General features: G+C 68.2%; 16 protein-coding genes. 14 read left to right on the top strand and 2 right to left on the bottom strand.

Features of this window, described 5'->3' with window-relative positions; genetic code table 11:
- The first annotated feature begins 107 nt into the window (after positions 1-107).
- The 12 genes from nuoH (at position 108) to HNQ61_RS14500 (ending at position 13,173) form a co-directional block, all read left to right on the top strand.
- Positions 108-1,445, top strand: a complete 1,338-nt coding sequence (gene nuoH, locus HNQ61_RS14555; RefSeq protein ID WP_240978856.1) for an NADH-quinone oxidoreductase subunit NuoH — start codon at positions 108-110, stop codon at positions 1,443-1,445.
- A 6-nt stretch (positions 1,446-1,451) separates the two neighbouring features.
- Positions 1,452-1,961, top strand: coding sequence for a NuoI/complex I 23 kDa subunit family protein (locus HNQ61_RS14550; RefSeq protein WP_205761873.1), 510 nt, complete (start codon positions 1,452-1,454; stop codon positions 1,959-1,961).
- A gap of 466 nt (positions 1,962-2,427) precedes the next feature.
- Positions 2,428-2,946 (top strand): NADH-quinone oxidoreductase subunit J, encoded by a 519-nt coding sequence (locus tag HNQ61_RS14545; RefSeq protein ID WP_170036836.1) that lies wholly within the window; start codon positions 2,428-2,430, stop codon positions 2,944-2,946.
- A 13-nt stretch (positions 2,947-2,959) separates the two neighbouring features.
- Positions 2,960-3,256 (top strand): NADH-quinone oxidoreductase subunit NuoK, encoded by a 297-nt coding sequence (nuoK, locus tag HNQ61_RS14540; RefSeq protein ID WP_170040329.1) that lies wholly within the window; start codon positions 2,960-2,962, stop codon positions 3,254-3,256.
- Positions 3,257-3,260: 4 nt separating this feature from the next.
- Positions 3,261-5,675, top strand: a complete 2,415-nt coding sequence (nuoL, locus tag HNQ61_RS14535) for an NADH-quinone oxidoreductase subunit L (protein WP_170036838.1) — start codon at positions 3,261-3,263, stop codon at positions 5,673-5,675.
- A 13-nt stretch (positions 5,676-5,688) separates the two neighbouring features.
- Complete coding sequence (locus HNQ61_RS14530) at positions 5,689-7,305, top strand: complex I subunit 4 family protein (RefSeq protein ID WP_170036840.1); 1,617 nt, start codon at positions 5,689-5,691, stop codon at positions 7,303-7,305.
- Positions 7,306-7,318: 13 nt separating this feature from the next.
- Positions 7,319-8,881 carry an NADH-quinone oxidoreductase subunit N gene (locus HNQ61_RS14525; RefSeq protein ID WP_170036842.1) on the top strand — a complete coding sequence of 521 codons (1,563 nt, stop codon included), beginning with the start codon at positions 7,319-7,321 and terminating at the stop codon, positions 8,879-8,881.
- 79 nt (positions 8,882-8,960) lie between these two features.
- On the top strand, positions 8,961-10,070 hold the full coding sequence (locus tag HNQ61_RS14520; protein ID WP_170036844.1) for an alpha/beta fold hydrolase: 1,110 nt from the start codon (positions 8,961-8,963) through the stop codon (positions 10,068-10,070).
- A gap of 61 nt (positions 10,071-10,131) precedes the next feature.
- Entirely contained in the window at positions 10,132-10,509 is a 378-nt protein-coding gene (locus tag HNQ61_RS14515; protein ID WP_183685696.1) for a hypothetical protein, read from the top strand.
- 419 nt (positions 10,510-10,928) lie between these two features.
- Positions 10,929-11,678, top strand: a complete 750-nt coding sequence (locus HNQ61_RS14510) for an electron transfer flavoprotein subunit beta/FixA family protein (protein WP_170036848.1) — start codon at positions 10,929-10,931, stop codon at positions 11,676-11,678.
- A gap of 119 nt (positions 11,679-11,797) precedes the next feature.
- The gene (locus HNQ61_RS14505) at positions 11,798-12,778 is read left to right on the top strand and encodes an electron transfer flavoprotein subunit alpha/FixB family protein (protein ID WP_170036850.1); all 981 of its coding nucleotides are present in this window, start codon (positions 11,798-11,800) and stop codon (positions 12,776-12,778) included.
- A 143-nt stretch (positions 12,779-12,921) separates the two neighbouring features.
- Positions 12,922-13,173, top strand: coding sequence for a hypothetical protein (locus tag HNQ61_RS14500; RefSeq protein WP_170036852.1), 252 nt, complete (start codon positions 12,922-12,924; stop codon positions 13,171-13,173).
- A gap of 281 nt (positions 13,174-13,454) precedes the next feature.
- Here the strand turns inward: HNQ61_RS14500 and HNQ61_RS14495 are convergent, their stop codons facing one another.
- On the bottom strand, positions 13,455-13,808 hold the full coding sequence (locus HNQ61_RS14495; protein WP_170036854.1) for a hypothetical protein: 354 nt from the start codon (positions 13,806-13,808) through the stop codon (positions 13,455-13,457).
- Positions 13,809-13,829: 21 nt separating this feature from the next.
- Complete coding sequence (locus HNQ61_RS14490; RefSeq protein ID WP_170036856.1) at positions 13,830-14,900, bottom strand: hypothetical protein; 1,071 nt, start codon at positions 14,898-14,900, stop codon at positions 13,830-13,832.
- 428 nt (positions 14,901-15,328) lie between these two features.
- On the opposite strand from HNQ61_RS14490, the gene HNQ61_RS14485 reads away from it, so the two are divergent.
- Complete coding sequence (locus HNQ61_RS14485) at positions 15,329-15,712, top strand: RidA family protein (RefSeq protein ID WP_170036858.1); 384 nt, start codon at positions 15,329-15,331, stop codon at positions 15,710-15,712.
- 43 nt (positions 15,713-15,755) lie between these two features.
- A complete protein-coding gene (locus HNQ61_RS14480; RefSeq protein WP_205761875.1) occupies positions 15,756-17,183 on the top strand; it encodes a phosphomannomutase/phosphoglucomutase in 1,428 nt (475 codons plus the stop codon).
- Positions 17,184-17,277 lie beyond the last annotated feature (94 nt).

The raw sequence follows: 17,277 nt of genomic DNA, 5'->3' as shown, positions 1-17,277 counted from the left end.
CGTGCCCGCAGACCGGGCACGGAGGACTGGAAGCCGGGGACGTCGAAACGTTCCCGGAACCAGGGACTGAGCACTTATCCTTTTCCGTTCACACGGACCGGACGCGAATGCAAGCAGGACACATTCTGGCGGGCCTTGCCCCGATGAGCGACATGGCGTTCGCCGTATCGTCCATCATCAAGGTGCTGCTGGTCTTCGTGGTGGTGCTGGTGACCGTGGCCATGCTCACGCTCATGGAGCGCAAGGTGAGCGCGTGGATGCAGGACCGTCTGGGTCCCAACCGCGTGGGCCCGGGTGGCCTGGGCCAGCCGGTGGCCGACGGCCTCAAGAACATCCTCAAGGAAGAAACCAATCCGGCGGAGGCCAACGGGGTGTTCTTCACCCTGGCGCCCATGCTGTCCATCATCCCGGCGATGATCACCTTTGCGGTGATCCCCTTCGCCGCGCCGCTGCCGATCTTCGGGACGGTGGTGCCGATGGTGATTGCCGACCTTCCCGTGGGCGTGCTGTTCCTGATGGCGTTCAGCTCGCTGGGCGTGTACGGGATCGTGATGGCGGGCTGGGCCAGCAGCAACAAGTACGCGCTGCTGGGCGGCCTGCGCGCGGGCGCGCAGATGATCAGCTACGAGATCGCGCTGGGCCTTTCGCTGATGTCGGTGTTCTTCCTCGTCGGCAACGTGACGCTGACGGAGGTCATCTACACGCAGCAGCGGATGAACATGTGGTTCGCGCTGCCGCTGTCGGTCTCCTTTTTCTTCTTCTGGATCTCGAGCTTCGCGGAAACCAACCGCCTGCCGTTCGACCTTCCCGAAGCGGAGTCGGAGCTGGTGACCGGCTACCACACCGAGTACAGCGCGATGAAGTTCTCCATGTTCTTCATCAGCGAATACTCGCACGTGCTTACGGTGTCGGCGCTCATGGCCACGCTGTTCCTGGGCGGGTGGGACGTGCCGGGGAGCTTTGACGACATGCTGGGCTACAACGCGGCCGGGCAGTGGGTCGGCGCCACGCCGCACTGGAGCATCACGCTGCTTACGTTCGGTGCGTTCGCCCTCAAGACCTTCCTGTTCATCCTGATCTTCATGCTGGTGCGGTGGACCGTTCCGCGGTTCCGCTACGACCAGGTGATGGACCTGGGATGGAAGATCATGCTTCCCGCCGCGCTGGTGGCCGTCGTGATCACCGCCGCGACTGTGCTGGGGCTGGACAGCTACGGCGTGCGGTTCGAGGACAAGTTCCTGGGGATCTTTCCCACCTACGCCCTGGTGCTGACGGTGGTGAACGGGATCATGCTGGCCGCCGTGCTCTGGCTGATGGACCGGGGCCACACGCTGGGCGGCACCGGCGCCATGGAAGACAAGCGCATCCACGCCCGTGAAGTGGCGCGCCGCCGCTCCGAGCAGATGCGCGTTCGCCTGACCACGCCCCGCGCGGGCGCGAGGTAAAAGCAGATGCCGGCAACCGTAAAGGTAATGAAGCGCCCGGTACGGCAGTCGTCGTACATCCGGGCCACGCTCAAGGGGATGGCGCTCACCTTCAGGCACATGGTGAAGGCCGCGGGCGACCGCAGCGAAGCGACCATCCAGTATCCCGAGGTCAAGAAGCAGTTGAGCCCGCGGTGGCGCGGCACGCACGTGATGGAAACGCACGACGACGGGCGTCCCAAGTGCGTGGCCTGCGGCCTGTGCCCCACCATCTGCCCGGCCAACTGCATCAAGCTGGTGCCGGGCGAGGACGACCAGGGGAACCGCTACCCCATCGTCTACGAGATCGACGAGTTCCGCTGCATCTTCTGCGGGATGTGCCAGGAAGTCTGCCCGGTAGAGGCGATTCACGTGGGCAACCACTACGAGAACGCCGAGTACACGCGCAACAACTTCGTGTACGACCTGAACCGGCTGATGAAGCAGGAGCATCCGGTGACGATGCTGTGGGACCCCGCGGATCCGGCGGGCGAATAACGGAAGTGCGTGAGTGCTGGGTGCGTGAGTGCGGTAGTGGCTCGCGCGTCCGGCGGCTGACGGGTGGGTGGCGAAGGCCGCAGTCCGCGGGAGCGTTCTCGGCGCATTCATCCGCTCTGGATGTCGGACGCCCCGGGGCTGGCTGAAACGGACCGGGGCAGCGGATGCAGTCCGCGAAGGCGGACTTAGTGCTGTTCCAGCGGCGAATTCATTCGCTCCTGGTGGGGTCCGCGCCGGGCCTGGCCCAAGGCGATCGCGTCCGGGGGCGGGTTGATCCCGTCGAATGCCGGATCATCGCCGCACGGCTTGATGACGGCGGGAGGGTGAAGTGGCGGGACCAGCGGGAAACGGCGGGCGTGCAGGTGGCCCGCCGCGACGGTTTGTGTTTTCCATCGCGCGGCCCACGGGCGCGCGGCGGAGCGGACGACGGGCGAGCCGCTCCGGAACAACGATCGAACCCCGATCGATGCTGACAATCCTGTTCTTCTTCTTTGCGGCGTGCGCCGGCGGCTCCGCGCTGATGGTGGTGACGCGCCGCAACCCGGTGGCCTGCGCCATCTGGCTGATCGGCACCTTCTTTTCCCTCGCGGCCATCTACACGCTGCTGGGGGCCACGTTCATCGGGATCATTCAGATCCTGGTGTACGCGGGCGCCATCATGGTGCTGTTCCTGTTCGTCATCATGCTGCTGAACCTGGGCAACGACTACGAGGCCGACATCCGCGGCCCCGTGTGGATGATGTTCGCGGGCGGCACCGTGCTGGTGATGATGGGGCTGCTGGCCCGCGTGTACGTGGAGCAGGGCACCGCGCCGCTGGGCGAGGCCGGCCGCGCTTCGCTGGCCGCCCAGACCGCGCAGCACGGCAGCGTGGGGCTCATCGGCATTCCGATGTACCAGCAGTACGTGGTGCCGCTGCAGGCCACCGCCATCCTGCTGCTGATCGCATGCGTCGGCGCCGTGGTGCTGGCCAAGAGAAAGGTCTGAGGCCGTGGAGCACATTCCGCTTTCCTACACGCTGGGGCTCAGCGCGCTGCTGTTCAGCATCGGCGCCGCGGGGGTCATCATCCGCCGCAACGCCATCGTGCTGTTCATGTGCATCGAGCTGATGCTGAACGCCGTGAACCTGGCGTTCGTCGCCCTTTCGCCCACGGCGGGGGTGCAGGGACAGGTGTTCGTGTTCTTCGTGATCGCCGTCGCCGCCGCGGAAGCCGCGGTCGGGCTGGCCATCATCATCTCCGTCTTCCGCCACAGCGAGTCGGTGGACATCAAGAACTTCAGCCTGCTCCGGTGGTAGGGTGATGCTGCTTCTTCAACACGCCGCCGAAGCCGCGACCGAAGCCGGAGCCGCCGTCCAGCACGGCGCCGCCGCCGCGGACGCGCACGGCGCCGCGTTCCATCCCGTGCTGCCCTGGCTGATCCTGGGGCTGCCCCTGCTGGGCTTTCTGATCAACGGCCTGGTCGCCATCATCGCCGCGCGCCGCGCGCTTCCCAAGGTGCCGCCCGTGGGCGACCCGTACTGGGACAGCCACGGCCACGACGACCACGCGCACGCCGCGTCGCCCGCGCTGGCCATGGCCGGCCACGGGCACGACGCGCTGGAGCCCAGCGAGCAGGAAGGGATGGACCCCGGTGTCCGCCCCAACCCCGCGGACCACGCGCACGACCATGCCCACGGGCACGACGCGCACGGCCACGACGCGCACGACGACCACGGACACGCGGCGGGGCCCAAGCCCTGGACCCACGTGCTGCCGTCGTTCGTGGCGCCGGGCGTGATGATCGCGGCGTTCGCCGTCGCCGTCCTCAACTTTCTGGCGATGCGCGGCGCGCACGAGTTCGAGGCCATTCACGGCTGGGACTGGTTCAACGTCGGCGACCTGCAGGTCGGCTTCGACCTGCTGCTGGATCCGCTCAGCATGGTGATGGCGCTGATCATCACCGGCGTGGGCTCGCTGATCCACATCTTTTCCATCGGCTACATGAAGGAGGACCCCGGGTACCCGCGCTACATGGCGTACCTGAACCTCTTCGTGTTCTTCATGCTGATTCTGGTGCTGGGCTCGTCGTACCCGCTCATGTTCGTGGGCTGGGAAGGCGTGGGCCTCTGCTCGTATCTGCTGATCGGCTTCTGGTTCCGCGAAAAGGCGAACGCGGACGCGGGGAAGAAGGCGTTCATCGTGAACCGCGTGGGCGACTTCGGGTTCCTGATCGCCATGTTCCTGCTGTTCGCCAACCTGGGCACGCTGAACTTTGCCGAGGTGATGGCGGCGGCGCCGACCGGGCTGGAGTACGCGGGCCCGGTGGTGACGGCGATCGCGCTGTTCTTCTTTCTGGGCGCCACCGGCAAGAGCGCGCAGATCCCGCTGTACATCTGGCTGCCGGACGCCATGGCCGGCCCCACGCCGGTGTCGGCGCTGATCCACGCGGCCACGATGGTGACGGCGGGCGTGTACCTGGTGGTGCGCTCGTCGGTGATCTTCACCATGGCGCCCACGGCGTCGCTGCTGGTAGCTCTGGTGGGCGCGCTGACGGCGTTCTTCGCGGCCACCATCGGCCTGAAGCAGTGGGACATCAAGAAGGTGCTGGCGTACTCCACGGTGTCGCAGCTGGGCTTCATGTTCGCCGCCGTGGGAATGGGCGCGTACGTGGCCGGCGTGTTTCACCTGATGACGCACGCCTTCTTCAAGGCCTGCCTGTTCCTGGGCAGCGGCGCGGTGATCCACGCCATGCACGGGGCCTTTCACGCCACGCACAACGCCGCCGACGCGCAGGACATGCGCAACATGGGCGGGCTGAAGAAGTTCCTGCCGGTGACATTCATCACCATGGGGCTTTCGACGCTGGCCATCGCGGGCTTTCCGGGTCTGTCCGGCTTCTTTTCCAAGGACGAGATCATCGGCGCCGCGTGGCTGGGCGCGCAGGGTTCGTCGCCGTTCTCGGGCGGCTCGCTGTTCGGCATCCCGGGAACCGCCATCATGGGGTTCGTGGGCGGCACGCTGACGCTGGCGGCGTTCATGACGGCCTTCTACATGGGCCGCATGATGATCTACACCTTCTTCGGCAACTTCCGCGGAACGGACGTGGAGCGCGGCCACCTGCACGAAGGCAACTGGACGCTGACCGTGCCGCTGATCGTGCTGGCGCTGCTGGCGACGGTGGGCGGCTACCTGAACGTGGAAAAGGCCGTCTTCGACCACGTGCCGGTGCTGGGCCCCATCTTCAACGCCCTGGCCATCGGCGGCGACGCCTCGCTGCACCACTGGCTGCACCCCGTGATCGCGGGGTCGGAGGACGTGATCCGGAACCACGCCGACGTGGCGGAGCCGGCGCACGCCGCGTGGCCCATCTTTCTGGCCATCGTGATCGGCATCGGCGGCCTGGCGCTGGCCTGGGTGCTCACCAAGAAGCGCAACGAGCGCGTGCGCACGGCGGACGTGGAGCCGGCGTACCAGGGCGGGCTGGAAAAGGCGCTGTACAACAAGTGGTACGTGGACGAGTTCTACGACCGCGTGGTGGTGCGCCCGGTGGGCTTCCTGTCGCGCGTGGAGTGGGGAATCGACCGCGTGCTGGACGGCATGGTGGACGGCGTGGGCCGCATGGCGGAGCGGGTGGGCCTGGCGCTGGGCCGGGTTCAGACCGGCCACGTGAACACCTATGCATTCGTGCTGATCCTGGGCGTGCTGGTGCTCCTTGGCAGCTTCATGGCTCTGTGACGCGCAAACGGAAATGAAGAGCTTTTACCAGAGCCACCTGATCCTCACGATCCTCATCGTGCTTCCCCTGCTGGGCGCGGTTGCCGCGTACCTGGCCGGGGAGCGCAACGCCCGCGTGGTCGCGCTGGGCACGGGGATCCTGGAGCTGATCGTATCGCTGCCGCTGTTCGCGTACTTCGACCCGGCCGGCACCTGCGTCATGGGCGCCGGCGGCGACCAGGCGCGCAACGTCTTTTCCACCGGCGGACCCAGCACCGTGGCCATGCAGAACTGCGTGGACACGCCCTGGTTCGGCGGATGGGGAATCCACTACCAGCTGGGGATGGACGGCATCAGCCTGTTCATGGTGCTGCTGACCACCCTGCTGCTGCCGCTGATGGTGCTGGGCTCCTGGACGTACATCCGCGAGCGGCAGCGCACCTTCTACCCGGCCCTGCTCACGCTTACCACGGGCGTGGTGGGCGTCTTCGTGGCCCTGGACATGTTCGTGTTCTACGTGTTCTGGGAAATGATGCTGATCCCCATGTACTTCCTGATCGGGGTGTGGGGCGGCAAGGAGCGGGTGTACGCGGCGGTCAAGTTCTTTCTGTACACCGCGGTGGGCTCGCTGCTGATGCTGGTGGCGATTCTGTACCTGCACTTCAGGGCGCGCGCGGTGGCCGGGGGGCTGGAGACGTTCTCCTACTTCGAGTTCATGAAGCTGCCGCTGACGATGACGGAGCAGGTGCTGCTCTTCCTCGCGTTTGCGCTGGCCTTCGCCATCAAGGTGCCGGTGTTCCCGTTCCACACCTGGCTGCCGCACGCGCACGTGCAGGCGCCCACGGCAGGTTCGGTGATCCTGGCGGGCGTGCTGCTCAAGATGGGCACGTACGGCTTCATCCGCTTCGCGGTGCCGCTCTTTCCCGCGGCGTCCACGGACTCGCGCACCATCAAGTGGGCCATGGTGCTGGGGGTCATCGGCATCATCTACGCGGCGATGGTGGCCGCGGTGCAGCCCAACGCCAAGAAGCTGGTGGCGTACACCTCGGTGGCCCACCTGGGCTTCGTGATCCTGGGGATCTTTGCCTTCAACATGCAGGGGCTGCAGGGCGCGCTGCTGGTGATGATCGGCCACGGCCTGTCGACGCCCATGCTGTTCTTCCTCCTCGGCATGCTGTACGAGCGGCGCCACAGCTACGAGATCGAGGACTTCGGCGGGCTGGCGGCCACGCTTCCCGTGTTCGCGGTCATGCTGGTCTTTGCCGCGATGGCCAGCATCGGGCTGCCGGGGACGGCCGGGTTCTTCTCCGAGTTCCTGGTGCTGGTGGGCGCCTTTCGCAGCCAGCCGGTGCTGACGCTGATCGCCAGCACGGGGGTGATCTTTGCCGCGTACTACATGCTGCCGATGGTGCAGCGCATTCTGTTCAACGCGCTCGACAAGCCGGCCAACCGCGTGCTGCCGGACCTGAACGCCCGCGAACTGGCCATTCTGCTGCCGCTGGTGGCGCTGATCCTGTGGCTGGGCTTTTATCCCAAGCCGGTGCTTGACCGCATGGAACCCGCGGCGCGCGGCATCCTGGAAATGAGCCAGAACCATCGCCTCGTGACTCCGGCGGGTTATCCCGTCGCGGTCGCCGGGCAGAACCGCTGAACCGCGCCCCGTGATGCCGACGAACTTGAATCTGGTGAACCAGGCACACTATTTCTGGGCGATGCTCCCGGAAATCGTGCTGGCGCTGGGCGCGATGCTGGTGCTGATGGTGGACGTGTTCGAGAAGGGGAACAAGTCGCGCCCCTCCAGCCCCATGATCCCCATCCTTTCGCTGGGGGTGCTGCTGGCGACGGCGGTGACCAACATCCTGCTGTACCGGATGCGTGACTCGTCCGGGGTGGGGATGGTGGCGCTGGACGACTTCCGCGTGATCGTCAACTTCATCTGCCTGCTGGCGGCGGGGTTGGCCATCCTGCTGTCGGTGGGCTACCTGGACCGCCGGGGCATCAACCGCGGCGAGTTCCACGCCCTGCTGCTGTTCAGCACGCTGGGAATGATGCTGATGGCTGGCGCGTCCGACCTGCTGATGGTGTTCATCGGCCTGGAAGTGATGTCGGTGGCCATCTACGTGCTGGTGGGCTTTGACCGCATGGACGCCCGCTCGTCCGAGGCGTCGCTGAAGTACTTTCTGCTGGGCGCCTTCAGCAGCGCGTTCTTTCTGTACGGGATCGCGCTGACCTTTGGCGCCACGGGCACCACCCACATCGGCGAGCTGCACCGGCATCTGCTGGCGGGCGGCCGGGCCGAGCCCATGCTGCTGGCCGGGATGGCGCTGATCATGGTGGGCTTCGGCTTCAAGGTGGCGGCCATGCCGTTCCACATGTGGACGCCCGACGCGTACGACGGCGCGCCCACCCCGGTGACGGCGCTGATGTCGACGGGCGTGAAGGCGGCGGCGTTCGCGTCGTTCATCCGCGTGTTCATGGTGGGCTTCGCGGGGCAGTACGAGCACTGGGCGCGGCCCGTGTTCTACCTGGCGATCCTGACCATGATCGGCGGCAACCTGATCGCCGCCACGCAGGGTTCGGTCAAGCGCATGCTGGCGTACTCGTCCATCGCGCACGCCGGCTACCTGATGGCGTGCCTGCTGGCCATCAACACCGGCGGCCCGGGCGCCTTTCTGTTCTACCTGCTGGTGTACACGCTGATGACGGCCGGCGCGTTCGGCATCGTGACGGCGATGGGGCGGGGAACGGACGACCGCGCGGCGCTGGACGACTTCGCCGGGCTGGCGCACCAGAAGCCGGTGCTGGCGGGGCTGTTCTCCATCTTTCTGCTGTCGCTGGCCGGCTTTCCGCTCACCGCGGGCTTCCTGGGCAAGCTGGTGATTCTGGACGCGCTGGTGCGCGGCGGGGTGACGCAGCTGGCAGTGGTGCTGGTGCTGGCGTCGCTGGTGTCGTACTTCTACTACCTGCGCGTGATCGTGGTGATGTACATGCGCCCGGCGCGCACGGCCGAGGAGCACCGCGACACCCGCCTTCCCATGCCGGCCATGGCCGGGGTGAGCCTGGCGGCGGTGGCGGTGGTGGTGCTGTTCTTCGTGTCGGGCATCCGCTTCGTTTCGGCGGGCGTGCCCGGGGTGCAGGACGACATGGGGCTGCTGGAACTGGCCCGGGCCGGCGGAAACACGCTGTTCAACGAGGCGCCCGTGCCGGCGCAGGTCCCCGTGCGCTGACCGGCGCCGGGGCCGAACGGAACCACGCAGGCCCGGCGCACGGTCGCCGGGCCTTGGCGTTTGCACGAGGATTGCACGGATGGCGGAGATCGAAGGCGGGGCGCACACCGGGGGAGAACCGATGGCGGAGACGGAGGGACCGGAACCGGTCCGCGGAGAGCAGGGCGCCAGGCCCGGCCCCGAGGTGCGGGGCGGCAAGCCGATGGGCAAGGCGCGCAAGGCGGCGGCCGGGCTGGGCGCGGCGGCGCTGGGTGCGTACGCCGTGTACCTGCTGGGTGCGCGGCGCGCGCGGCGGCGGCCGGTGACGGAGCTGCCCAACGCGCTGGCCATGCCGCTGGAGTACGAGCCGTGGGGCGACGTGTTCTACGCGTACTACCAGCGCGAGGGCGCGGGCCGTCCCGTGGTGTTTCTGCATTCCATCAACGCGGCGGCGTCCGCGCACGAGATGCGGCCCATCGTCCGCGCGTTCACCCGCGACACCGAGCGCCCGCTGTTCGCGCTGGAGTGGGTGGGCTTCGGGCACAGCGACCGCCCGGAGATCGCGTACGAGCCGGCGCTGATGGAAGACCAGCTGGAGCACTTTCTGGAGCGCGTGGTGAAGCCGGCGGGCGGGGCGGACGTGGTGGCCCTGTCGCTGGGCGCGGCGTACGCGGCCGAGGTGGCGCGCCGCCGTCCAGACCTGATCCGCTCGCTGGTGGCGCTGGAGCCGGCCGGGCTGGGCAAGACGCCGGGCGGCATTCCCCGTATCTGGTCGCGGCTGCTGTTCACCCTTCCCGGCGTGCAGCGCGCGTTCTACGACCGGCTGACCACGCCGGAGTCGCTGTACGAGTTCGCGGCGGAGAACCTGTTCACCCCGGAGTTCGGGGTGCCGGACGATTTCGTGGACTTCGGGTCGGAGACGGCGCGGATGGAGGGCGCCTCGTTTCCGCTGGACGACTTCCTGAGCGGGCGCATGTTTCCGCGCGACACGGCCGACACCTTTCGCCGCCTGCGCCAGCCGGTGCTGGTCATTCACGGAACGGTGGAGAACCGGCGGCAGGAAAACTACGACCAGCTTCCGGAGCTGGAAGGGCGCCCCAACGTGACCGTGGTGGGGCTGCCCACGGGCGGGCTGCCGCACTGGGAGCGCGCGGCGGACGTGTGGGAGCGCGTCCGCGACTTTCTGGAGGCGCCGGCCGCGCAGCCCTGACGGGCGGCCCCGCGTATCTCCGCATTCGAATCTTTTTCGTCTGACCGATCCTGGAGCCATGATGCCGAACGTGATTCTGCGCCGTGTTTTCGCCCTGTCCGCGCTGGCGTGCGTCGCCACCGCCGCGTGCGGCAAGTCGGAGGATGAGGCCGCCGCCGGGCCGGCCCAGGTAGACACGACCAACAACGACTGGCAGGACGGAATGTCGGCGTCGCAGGTGCGGGACTCGGCGCGCGCCCTGTCGCCGGAAGAGGCGGCGCAGGCGGGGCTTTCGGTGGATACCACCATCCACCTGGAGCAGCTGGACGCGCGCGACTCGGCGCTCAGCGAGCAGGGACGGGTGAGCGCGCCCGTCCAGGGCCCCGGCGCCACGGCTCCCGCGCCCATGGACACCACCAAGGCGTCCACCGCCGCGCAACCCGCGCCCCGCCAGCCCTGATCGCGTTCTTGTGGCTGGATGAACGACCCTCTCCCGATGCGTTCGGGAGAGGGTCGTTTGCTTTCCAGGCCCCGTCAACTGCGATCACGCGGAGGTCGCGGGGGACCGCGGAGGTACGCGGGGGGAATTGCACGGAACAGAATCTCACGCAGAGCAGCAGAGGAGCAGAGGAGAACCGGCGGACGTCCGTTCTCTGCTCCTCTGCTGCTCTGCGTGATGCTCTTCCGTGTCGTGATCCGTGTGCGTCGGGAGAGGAGGGTGGAGGGCGTTGATCGAACGACCGTCCGCCAAAACCCGCAAGCCTGCTGGAAAAAAGCTTGTACGGATGGGTTGCCGTACCGGGTGGGTCACGAGTATGTTGACGGGCTTCGGGGCCGCCGGGCGGCTCCGGATTCTCAACCGACCCAAGGGAGATGCGCGTGAAGAGCATCGTGTGCGTGAAGCGCGTCCCGGATACCGAGGCGCGCCTTCGCATCGCCGGCGACGAGAAGTCCGTGGAAGCCGCCGGCGTCAAGTTCGTCCTGAACCCGTACGACGAGTTCGCCGTCGAAGCCGCCCTGAAGCACAAGGAAGCGGCCGGATCGGGCGAGGTCACCGCCATCAGCGTGGGGGGCGCCGAAAGCGCCGAAACGCTGCGCACCGCCCTGGCCATGGGTGCCGACAACGCCGTCCTGCTCAAGACCGCGGGCCGCGCCGAGGGCCTGGCCGTCGCCCGCGTGCTGGCCGAGGAGATCAAGGGCCGCGAGTACGACCTGCTCCTGTTCGGCATGAAGGCCATCGACGACGACCTGCAGGCCGTGGGTCCCATGACCGCCGAGCTGCTGGGCATTCCCGCCGCCAGCGCCGTCACCGAGTTCTCGGTCGCGGACGGCAGGGTGACCGCCCACCGCGAGATCGAGGGCGGCCACGAGGTCGTGGAGCTGCGCATGCCCTGCGCGCTGACCATGACCAAGGGCGCCTACGAGCCGCGCTACGCGTCGCTCAAGGGAATCATGGCGGCCAAGAAGAAGCCGCTGGAGGAAAAGGCCGCCACCGCCGGCGACGCGGGCGTGGAAACGCGCAAGCTCAGCTATCCCAGCGAGCGCCAGGCCGGCCGCATCGTGGGGCAGGGCGCCGACGCGGTTCCGGCGCTGCTCAAGCTGCTGCGCGAAGAGGCCAAGGTTCTCTGAGGTACGGCAGGGAAGGGAATAGGGAATGGGGAATGGGGAATAGGAACTTCTGAGAAGGTTTCATCCCCGGTTTCCTTGATCTTCTTCGATTGCATTCACGCCTGAGACGACGGAGTCCCATGCCAGGCATTTTCGCGTTCGCTGAAACGCGTGACGGCGAGATCCGCAAGGTCTCGCAGGAAGTGGTGACCGCCGCCCGCAAGCTCGCCGACGCGCTGGGCACCGAGGTGCACGCGGTGGTGCTGGGCTCCGGCATCGCCGGGGCCGCGGCCGAGCTGGGCCGCTACGGCGCCGACAAGGTGTTCGTGGGCGAGGCCGCCGCGTTCGACAAGTACTCGGCCGAGGGCTTCACCACGGTCATCTCCAGCTTCATCAAGGAGCACGGCTGCGACGTCGCGCTCTTTCCCGCCAGCTCGCTGGGCAAGGACCTGGCGCCGCGCGTGGCGGCCCGCCTGGGCAGCGGCTACAGCAGCGACGTCATCGGGCTGGAGGTGCAGGGCGGCGCGGTCGTCGCCACGCGCCCGGAGTACGGCGGCAAGCTGCTGAGCCAGGTCGCCGCCACGGGCGGCACGCCGGTGTTCTCGGTGCGCGCCAACGTCTTTCTGCCGGTGGAGAACGCCAAGGCCGGCACGGTGGAGACGCTGAACGTGTCCGTGAACGAGGCCGACTTCGGCGCCATCGTCCGCGAGATCAAGGCGGGCGCGGCGGAAAAGCTGGACGTGGGCGAGGCCGGCATCATCGTGGCCGGAGGCCGCGGGCTGGGATCGCCGGAGAACTTCAAGCTGGTGGAAGACCTGGCCGCGGCGTTCGGCGGCAAGGCGGCCGTGGGCGCGTCGCGCGCGGTGGTGGACGCCGGCTGGCGCCCGCACGCCGAGCAGGTGGGGCAGACGGGCAAGACGGTCGCGCCCACGCTGTACATCGCCGCGGGCATCAGCGGTGCCATTCAGCACCTGGCCGGCATGCGCACGGCCCGCTACATCGTCGCCATCAACAAGGATCCCGAGGCCCCTATCTTCAAGGTGGCGGACTACGGAATCGTGGGCGACCTCAACGAGATCCTTCCGCGCATGGCGGATGAGGTTCGCAAGATGCTGGCGTAGTCGCGCCCGCGTCCCTGATGTGCCCGGAGGGCGCGGCCGCTGGCTGCGCCCTCCGGTCGTTTCGGGCGGGGTGTCGCGCGGCGCGGGGCGCCGTGCTAGCTTTGCCGTCCACTCCTCTACCTCGACCCACCCGCCCCACGCCCATGGCAGACCCCCAGCTCACCGGCCACGAGCACCTGGAGAACGCCCGGGAAATCATCTGGGACGCGGTGCAGATGCTGGAAGAAGCCCAGCGCGTCCTCTTTCGCGCCGGCGACAGCTACGTCGCCGATGTGTGGGGCGACGGCGTGCGCTCCGTGCTGGACATCACCGAGACGATGGCGGAGATCGCGGGCGAAATCACCGCCGTGCACATCGAGCTCGGCAAGCTGGCCAAGCGCGACCGCGCCCGCTGACGGGAACTCCCCGCTGGACCGACGAGAATCTCGGTGCGAAGGCGGTCGTTGTGTTTTTCGAGGCGCGGTTTCAACCGCCGGGCCGATCCCCGGGATGCGAACCGCCGACGGCAGGCACGAGCTTCCTCTCCACGGGTCGACATCTCTCGACGGGCTTCATCCCGGTCGATGAATAGAACGCGGTGCACTCCATGACAGAGTGCACCGCGTTCCGTTTTTCACCCGGGATCCGGCGGCCGGTCATCATTTCCATCGACCGGGAGATGACGGTGCTCCGCGGATCAGAGGCCGGCCATGCCGGCGAGCGCTCCGTACAACTCCGCGGGGAGCCGGTCCCGCGCCATCTCCACCAGCCGCCGCTCCAGGGCGCGCCCCGGGTCGGCGTACGTCACCCGGCCGCCGGGGCACGCCGCCGCCACCAGCCCGGCGCGCACGTGTAGTTCCGGACACGGGTGCACCTCCGGCTCCACCCCGCTCAGCACCATCCCGCGGTAGCCCAGCCCTTCGAACGGCTCCGCGGGCTCCGCCGAGGGGGCGAGGCCGGCAAGGAGCGCGGTGATGGCGCGCACCTCCACCGGTCCCGCCGTCCACGACGGGTTGGGACGGCCGCTGAACAGGTCTGCCTCGATCCGCATCCGCCGCTCCCGTCCGGAAGGTTACTGCACGCCCATGGAGGAACGCGCGAAGTAGTAGCCGCAGAAGTTGGTGTACGGGCCGCGGTTGGCCGTCTGCGGGTTGTAGATGATGGCGCCGCTGTCATCCGTGTTCTTGGCGGCCGTGCTGCCGGGCTTGTGGCCCCAGTAGCCGTTGCTCTGCCGGCGGTACCAGTGGTAGTCGTACCCCGGCCAGATGACCAGCGCCATGTACCACCGCGGCGCCTCGGTGGACGACGCGCAGGTTCCCGCCGGCAGCGCGCCGTCGCTGACCGCGCCCGCGCTCACGTTGGCGCACGCCATGGTGCTGGTGCCGGCGCACGTCGCGCGCCCCGGCTGCGCGAACGTGTCGGTGCGCCGGTTGGTCGCGTAGTTGTAGCAGTTGTTGTAGGGGCGCGTGCTGGCCGCGTTCCAGAACGTGGGATTGAAGGCCCCCAGTTCCACCCCGCAGCTGCCCACGGTGGCCGCCGTCCAGCTGGACGCGTCCGAGCCGATGACCGCAGCCGGGTTCCAGCACGCCGCCGCGGCCGCCGCCAGCGCCTGCGTCCCCGAATCCGGCGCCGCGCGCGACGCATCGCCCACATCCGACGAGGGCGCCGCCTGGGCGGACGAGCGCAGCATCAGTTCGTACGCCTGCGCATCGGTCGGCGCCTTGGCGAAGGCCGCCGAGGTGGACGAATCGCGCAGCGCGCGCTGCACCAGGCCGCGCAGATCCATCTTGTCGTACGACGGGCCGGCGTCCTGCAGCCCGTGCGCCGGGGCGGCGTTGCCAATGCCGCTCAGCAGGCGCTCCGCCACCTCGAAGCTGCGCCCGTTGTCCGCCGCGCGGCCGCTGCCCACGCGAAAGATTCCGGGGAGCGCCCGGCCGAACTCGGACGCCGCCGAGGCGTCCTCGCCTTCGTCCGCTTCCACGACCAAGCCGCGGTATCCCAGGATTCCCGGGAACGCGTCGGCGGGGGCCAGGGCTTCGGGGCGGCGCTGCAGATCGCGCAGCAGTTCCCGTGCTTCCTTCTCGTCCAGCACCCAGGACGGGTTCGGCCGGCCGGAGAAGATGTCGAGTGTTACGCGTGCCATGATAGCCTCCAGAGAGAGTCATGGTGATCGGCGGGGGGCGGTGCGTCCCCCGCTGATCGATAGCTAACGTAGCTTCTTTGCGATGTCAATTACAGTCGGATAATGAGCGTACTGTGTACGTCATCGGATCGGTTCCGGCTCTCCGTTCATTCTCGTATCCGTTGACACGCATTGGTTTGGATGCGGATGGCGGGCGTCTGCGGACGGTGGCCTGTGCTCCTTGTGATCTTCATGTCAAGGCGTTCTGGTGCTGCTGCTGGTGGACGTGCAGCGCTCCGCGGGCATTCTGGGGATGATGGCCGCGTCGCACGGCGGGGCGGCTTCGCCTTGCTGGGCGCGGGCGCGGCGTCTAGATTGCCCGGCTCTTTTTCCGGGGCTGGGCGTGGCTCATCCCCGTTCGGACTCTCTCCTCGCCGCGAGCGAAAGCCATGCAGCAAGTGCACACCGACAACGCCCCGGCCGCCATCGGACCGTACAGCCAGGCCATCGTGGCCAACGGCTTCGTGTTCACCGCCGGCCAGGTGCCGTTCGATCCGCAGTCCATGCAGCTGGTGCAGGGCGACATCGCCACGCAGACCGAGCAGGTGATGAAGAACCTGCAGGCCATTCTGACGCAGGCCGGCGCGGACCTTTCGTCGGTGGTCAAGACGACGGTGTTCCTGCAGGACATGAACGACTTCGCGGCCATGAACGAGGTGTACGCCCGCCACTTCGGCGAGCACAAGCCCGCGCGCAGCACCGTGCAGGTGGCCCGCCTTCCCCGCGACGCCGCGGTGGAGATCGAGTGCGTGGCCGTGCTGCTGGACCGCTGACCCCGTGACTTTCCAGGCGCCTTCCGCATCCCGGAGGGCGCCGTTGCTTTTTTCCAAGACGAACCCCAGCGGCACCGTGACGACCGTCAATCCGCACATCTTCCGGCAGTACGACATCCGCGGCGTGGTGGGCCCCGACGTGGACGCCCAGGTGGCCGAGCAGATCGGCCGCGCCTTTGGCTCGCTGGCGCGCCGCCGGCTGGGCAAGGACGCGCCCGTGCTGGCCGTGGGCCGCGACAACCGCCTGACCAGCGACGAACTGGCCGCCGCCGTGCGCCGCGGCATGGTGGCCGCCGGCGTGCGCGTCATCGACGTGGGCCTGGTTCCCACCCCCGCGCACAGCTTCGCCGTCTCGCACGGGGAGCTGGACGGCGGGCTGCAGGTGACCGGCTCGCACAACCCGCCGCAGTACAACGGGTTCAAGATGACGCTGGGCGGCCGCAGCATCTTTGGCGACTCCATCCAGGAGATCCGCCGGATGATCACCGAAAGCGACTACGAGAGCGGCGGCGGCTCCGTGGAAACGCGCGAGGTGCTGGACGACTACGTGAAGGTGATCGCCGGCAAGTTCACCATTCAGCGTCCCGTGAAGGTGGTGGTGGACTGCGGCAACGGCACCGGCAGCATCATCGCCGTCCGGCTGCTGGAGGCGCTGGGGCCCAACGTGACCGTCATCCCCATCTTCTGCGAGAGCGACGGCACCTTCCCCAACCACCATCCCGATCCCGTCGTCGACAAGAACCTGGTGGACATCATCGCCAAGGTGAAGGAGACCGGGGCGGACCTGGGCGTGGCGTTTGACGGAGACGCGGACCGTATCGGCGCCATCGACGACAAGGGAGAAATCGTCCGCGGCGACACGCTGCTCCTCCTGTACGGCCTGGACCTGATCCAGAAGCACGGGGCGGGGCAGAAGGTCGTATTCGACGTAAAGTGCTCGCAGCAGCTCAGCGAGGTGCTGGAGTCGGCGGGCGGCGTGGGGATCATGAATGCCACCGGCCACTCGCTCATCAAGGAGCGGATGAAGGAAGAGCATGCGCTGCTGGCCGGCGAGCTGAGCGGCCACATCATGTTCGGCGACAACTACTACGGCTTCGACGACGCGCTGTACGGCGCCGCGCTGCTCATCGACATCGTCGCCCGCCGTTCCGCGCCGCTGAGCGCCTGGCTGGACGAGTTCCCCAAGTTCGTGTCCACCGCGGAGCTGCGGTACCCGGCCACGGAGGAGACCAAGTTCGCCATCGTGGGCCGCGCCACGGAGCACTTTCGCAAGGACCACGAGGTCATTGACGTGGACGGCGCGCGCGTGCTGTTCGGCGACGGCTGGGGGCTGATCCGCGCCTCCAACACCGAGCCCGTGCTCGTCGCCCGCTACGAGGCCCGCACGCCGGAGCGGCTGGCCGAGATCCGCGGCGAGATGGAAGGCTGGCTCAAGGCCGAGGGGATCGGCGGCGCGTCGGACGGGCACTGACCGCGTGGTCCGGCGTCCGCGGAAACGCGGGCGCCGGACGCGGTTTCATCGGCGAGGCGCGCTTTTCGCCGGGCGTGACGGTTTCGTGGCCATC

The organism is Longimicrobium terrae, assembly GCF_014202995.1.
GTDB classification, from domain to species: Bacteria; Gemmatimonadota; Gemmatimonadetes; order Longimicrobiales; family Longimicrobiaceae; genus Longimicrobium; species Longimicrobium terrae.
Note: the sequence above shows the minus strand (reverse complement) of the source record. Positions and strands in the feature narration are given on the sequence as shown.

Coding starts and splice junctions, on each gene's coding strand:
- HNQ61_RS14505 (WP_170036850.1), top strand. CDS start 11,798: ATGCCAGGCATTTTCGCGTTCGCTGAAACGCGTGACGGCGAGATCCGC.
- nuoL (WP_170036838.1), top strand. CDS start 3,261: ATGCTGCTTCTTCAACACGCCGCCGAAGCCGCGACCGAAGCCGGAGCC.
- HNQ61_RS14545 (WP_170036836.1), top strand. CDS start 2,428: ATGCTGACAATCCTGTTCTTCTTCTTTGCGGCGTGCGCCGGCGGCTCC.
- HNQ61_RS14530 (WP_170036840.1), top strand. CDS start 5,689: ATGAAGAGCTTTTACCAGAGCCACCTGATCCTCACGATCCTCATCGTG.
- nuoH (WP_240978856.1), top strand. CDS start 108: ATGCAAGCAGGACACATTCTGGCGGGCCTTGCCCCGATGAGCGACATG.
- HNQ61_RS14550 (WP_205761873.1), top strand. CDS start 1,452: ATGCCGGCAACCGTAAAGGTAATGAAGCGCCCGGTACGGCAGTCGTCG.
- HNQ61_RS14485 (WP_170036858.1), top strand. CDS start 15,329: ATGCAGCAAGTGCACACCGACAACGCCCCGGCCGCCATCGGACCGTAC.
- HNQ61_RS14500 (WP_170036852.1), top strand. CDS start 12,922: ATGGCAGACCCCCAGCTCACCGGCCACGAGCACCTGGAGAACGCCCGG.
- HNQ61_RS14520 (WP_170036844.1), top strand. CDS start 8,961: ATGGCGGAGATCGAAGGCGGGGCGCACACCGGGGGAGAACCGATGGCG.
- HNQ61_RS14515 (WP_183685696.1), top strand. CDS start 10,132: ATGCCGAACGTGATTCTGCGCCGTGTTTTCGCCCTGTCCGCGCTGGCG.
- HNQ61_RS14525 (WP_170036842.1), top strand. CDS start 7,319: ATGCCGACGAACTTGAATCTGGTGAACCAGGCACACTATTTCTGGGCG.
- HNQ61_RS14495 (WP_170036854.1), bottom strand. CDS start 13,808: ATGCGGATCGAGGCAGACCTGTTCAGCGGCCGTCCCAACCCGTCGTGG.
- HNQ61_RS14490 (WP_170036856.1), bottom strand. CDS start 14,900: ATGGCACGCGTAACACTCGACATCTTCTCCGGCCGGCCGAACCCGTCC.